The following is a 4,275-nucleotide window of genomic DNA, read 5'->3' as shown; positions in this document are numbered from 1 at the left end:
GAATGGAGGGATCTATATGATGAACTTTAAGGCGTGGAGTACAGGGAGATGGCTTCACCCGATAAATCGGGCTCGCCAAATCATACATTCATAGCATATTGATGACGAGCATCGTACTCGAAAAGTTTTATAATAGTACGACTCTGCGAGGAGCTTGCGACGAAGCAGTACGACTCTGCGAGGAGCTTGCGACGAAGCAGACCCTCCCCCTTTATACCACAAAATAGAACAAAAAAACAATGGAAAATAATAATAGAATCATCACCAACTCCAAAGTACTTGTAACCGGAGCCGATGGCTTCATTGGCTCTCACCTTACAGAAATGCTTCTTGAGAAAGGCTATAAAGTACGAGCCCTGTCTCAATATAATTCATTTAACTATTGGGGATGGTTAGAGGATATCCCCCAAAATAATAAAGACTTTGACAAACATGTGGTCTCAAAAAAACTGGCTGAGTGGAGCTATAAAAAACAAAGCAAATTTGCCAATCCGAAATACATTGATATTTCTTTGAAACATATTAAAAATTCCAATCTTGTATTAATATGAATATCCCTGTTTGGGAGCTGATGAACCGCTTTCCCATGTTCACCCATTGCCAAACAGGTGATTTATCCAATGCCGAATGGCTAACAGACAGGGTGGTGAATATTCCAAGTAGTGTTAGGTAAATATGACCGAAAGTAAATTACAACAGATTATAAAACAAGGCGAAAACGAAATTGTAGAATTTAAGCAGTCGTTTTCCAAATCGGTTATCGAAACGCTAGTTGCTTTTTCCAATACCAAAGGCGGCCGGATATTAATAGGTGTAGCAGATGATGGCACGGTACAAGGAGTTTCTATCACAGAAGAAACTGTTCAGAAATGGATTAATGAAGTTAAGCAAAATACAGACCCTGCTATATTACCTGTTATAGATATTGCAGATATTGATAATAAAACAATAGTTGTTTTTACTATAAGTGAATTCCCCGTTAAACCGGTATCTTATAAAGATAGGTTTTTTGCCAGAAAACAAAATTCCAATCACAGGCTTAATGCCGAACAAATTACCTAATTACGATTTTCCAGTTTAAACTACTCGTTTGATGCCTTTGAAGTTGAAACAAAGTTTGATGACTTGGATCATGCGGCCTTAAATGTATTCAGGGAAAAAATAAAAAATTCGGGCAGATATAAATCAACAGGTAATTTGCAAAAAGATTGTGAAAAACTCGGATTGATAAAAAACAAAAAACTGACAAGAGCGACAGAATTATTATTCGGTTTACATCATACAAATATTCATATAGGGCGGTTTAAAACCCAAACAATCATTATTGACGACTTAATGATCCGAAGCCCGTTAATCCTTGCTGTTGACGAGGCAATAGATTTTATCAAGAAGAACATTCGTTTAGCTTTTGAGATAGGCGGTGAAACCACACAGCGAAAAGAACGCTGGCAATATCCTATCCCGGCTATCAGAGAATTACTTTTAAATGCAATTGTTCACCGTGATTATACCGATCCTACAGATGTTATTATTAAGATTTTTGATGAAGAAATTGAAATTACAAATCCCGGTAAATTGCTTGGCGGCCTGACAATAGAAAAAATATTATCCGGTAATTATGTACCAAAGCACAGAAACAAATTAATTGTTGAATCTTTTTATCTGACCGGTGATATTGAGAAATATGGAACAGGATTTCGCAGAGTTAAGGAATGGTTTAAGGATTACCCGGAATTAAAGTATAAAATACTCGATCTAAAGGACTTTATACAAATAAAGATTTTTAATGTCACAGAAAATGTCACAGAAAATATAATTTTAAAAGAGATTGAAAACAATAATAAAATAACCACCAATGAATTGGCAAAAAGATTAAATCTTACAAGAAGAACAATTGCACGGTACATAAGTAATCTAAAAGAACAAGACGTTCTTAAACGAATAGGACCCGATAAAGGCGGATACTGGAAAATAATAAACGATGAAAAATAATAGAGGACATGGAAAAAGCCGGTTCAAGAACCAAAAAGATTAAATTAATTAAAGCAATGAACCCTGAATGGAGGGATCTATATGATGAACTTTAAGGCGTGGAGTACTGGGAGATGGCTTCGCCCTCGTGCCTCGGGCTCGCCAAATCATAACTTTTATTGAAGCCGGGACGGATCAGGTTCCAAACTAACTAAATAAGTACGACTCTGCGAGGAGCTTGCGACGTGGCAGTACGACTCTGCGAGGGAGGTTCACCATACTTGTCCTGTAGGGAAGAATGACCGTACAGGATAAAATACAAATTTATCCTGTTTACCCTACTTGTCCTGTAGGGAAGTTTACCCTGTGAAATGTATTGCATATTTAACAGGGAATGACCGTACAGGATGAAATTTTATTATTTCTTTAGGGTGAAATTCTGAAGAAATATTTCATCAGGAGTACATTTAATAGGGCACGACCGAAGCTGCCTTATCAAAACCACAAAAAACAAATAAAAGATCATCGGATTAAACTGATTAAGCAGATTACTTTTCGCAAAGCGAAAACAAAAAATCCGCTAACAAAATAATTAGTGATAATTCGCGTAATTCGATGACAAAAAAAACAATTAGTGATAATCCCGATGTCTATCGTCCCGATGTCTATCGGGAGCGTAATTCGATGACAAAATAAACCATGGACATAATTTACAAAGAAGAATCCTACAAAATCATCGGTGCCTGCATGGAAGTCCACAAGGAGTTGGGTCCCGGATTCCTTGAAGCCGTTTATCAGGAAGCATTGGAGCTTGAGTTCCAAAGGCAAAATATTCCTTACGAACGAGAAAAACTACTTAACATCTTTTACAAAGGAGTCAAGTTAAGTAAATTTTATTCTGCCGATTTTGTATGTTATGATTCACCCTGTGTAATAAGTTTTGTTGGAAAAAATTGCATTAATGTAGTTCCTTCCTATTACACAGGGTAAAATCATTCTTGAAACCAAAGCCATAAATGAATTAATTGGCAAAAATGAATCTCAAGTTATCAATTATTTGAAAGCTACAGATTTTAAACTTGGGCTATTGATTAATTTCGGAGCAGAAAGCTTGGAATATAAACGCCTAATCCGTCATTAATCATCTAAAAAAAATAATCATCGAATTAAACGAATTTCACGAAAAAATTAAAAATAACAATTCGATAAATTCGTGTAATTCGATGAAGAAAAAACATTATAATTTGATGACAAAAATGAAGATACTTATTACCGGCACAGCGGGATTCATCGGCTTCCACCTCGCCAAAAAATTAATTGAAAGAGGCGATGAAGTCATCGGTCTTGACAATATTAACGACTATTACGATGAAAATCTTAAATATGCCAGACTTAACGAAACAGGTATATCACGGAAAGCTGAAAAATGGGGCCAACCTGTAAAAAGCAGCAAGTACAGAAACTATCAATTCATTCGGATGAACCTTGAGGATAAAGAACAGATGAATGAATTATTCCAAAAAGAAAACTTTGATTTAGTCATCAATCTGGCAGCACAGGCAGGAGTCCGTTATAGTATTGAAAACCCTGACTCTTACATCCAAAGTAATATTGTTGGTTTTTTTAATATATTGGAAGCTTGCCGCCATTACAATGTTAAAAGACTTATCTTTGCTTCAAGTTCTTCTGTTTATGGCATGAATAAAAAAGTCCCTTTTTCAGAAGATGATAATGTGGATCATCCTATTAGCCTGTATGCTGCCACAAAAAAATCTAACGAACTAATGGCATATACCTATTCTCATCTCTATGGAATACAAACAATAGGCTTACGCTTTTTCACAGTTTATGGCCCTTGGGGCCGGCCTGATATGGCATATTACAAATTTACAAAAGCTATTTTGGAAGATAAACCGATAGAAGTTTATAACCACGGTAAATTAAAACGAGACTTTACTTATATTGATGATATTATTCATGGCGTAGTAGAGATCGTAAAAAAAACTAACTTAAGTGAATATGAAATATTTAATATTGGAAACTCAAAAACTGTGGATTTATTGACTTTTATTGAAACACTGGAAAAACTGTTACAGAAGAAAGCAATAAAAAAGTTTGTTGGAATGCAGGCCGGGGATGTAAAAGAAACTTATGCTAATATATCAAAAATTAATAACGAGTTTGGTTTCTTACCTAATACTGAAACCATACTCGTTATTAATTTTGGATATATTAGCATAAGTTTCTTTTACATCCCCGGCCTGCATACCAACAAACTTTTTTATTGCTTGCTTCTGTAACAGT

At 35.3% G+C, this 4,275-nt stretch carries 3 protein-coding genes and 2 pseudogenes; all 5 read left to right on the top strand.

Annotated elements, in window-relative coordinates:
• The first annotated feature begins 239 nt into the window (after nucleotides 1–239).
• The 5 genes and pseudogenes from J7K39_04440 to J7K39_04420 all read left to right on the top strand — a co-directional run bounded on the left by J7K39_04440 (nucleotide 240) and on the right by J7K39_04420 (nucleotide 4,271).
• Nucleotides 240–398: pseudogene (locus J7K39_04440) on the top strand (GDP-mannose 4,6-dehydratase).
• Between the two features lie 277 nt (nucleotides 399–675).
• Entirely contained in the window at nucleotides 676–1,062 is a 387-nt protein-coding gene (locus J7K39_04435) for a putative DNA binding domain-containing protein (GenBank protein ID MCD6179131.1), read from the top strand.
• Between the two features lie 162 nt (nucleotides 1,063–1,224).
• On the top strand, nucleotides 1,225–1,992 hold the full coding sequence (locus J7K39_04430) for a winged helix-turn-helix transcriptional regulator (protein MCD6179130.1): 768 nt from the start codon (nucleotides 1,225–1,227) through the stop codon (nucleotides 1,990–1,992).
• Nucleotides 1,993–2,670: 678 nt separating this feature from the next.
• Nucleotides 2,671–3,112 (top strand): annotated as a pseudogene (locus tag J7K39_04425) (GxxExxY protein).
• Between the two features lie 115 nt (nucleotides 3,113–3,227).
• Complete coding sequence (locus J7K39_04420; GenBank protein ID MCD6179129.1) at nucleotides 3,228–4,271, top strand: GDP-mannose 4,6-dehydratase; 1,044 nt, start codon at nucleotides 3,228–3,230, stop codon at nucleotides 4,269–4,271.
• Nucleotides 4,272–4,275 lie beyond the last annotated feature (4 nt).

The sequence above is a fragment of the Bacteroidales bacterium genome, assembly GCA_021157585.1.
In the GTDB taxonomy this organism is placed as follows: domain Bacteria; phylum Bacteroidota; class Bacteroidia; order Bacteroidales; family UBA12170; genus UBA12170.
Note: the sequence above shows the minus strand (reverse complement) of the source record. Positions and strands in the feature narration are given on the sequence as shown.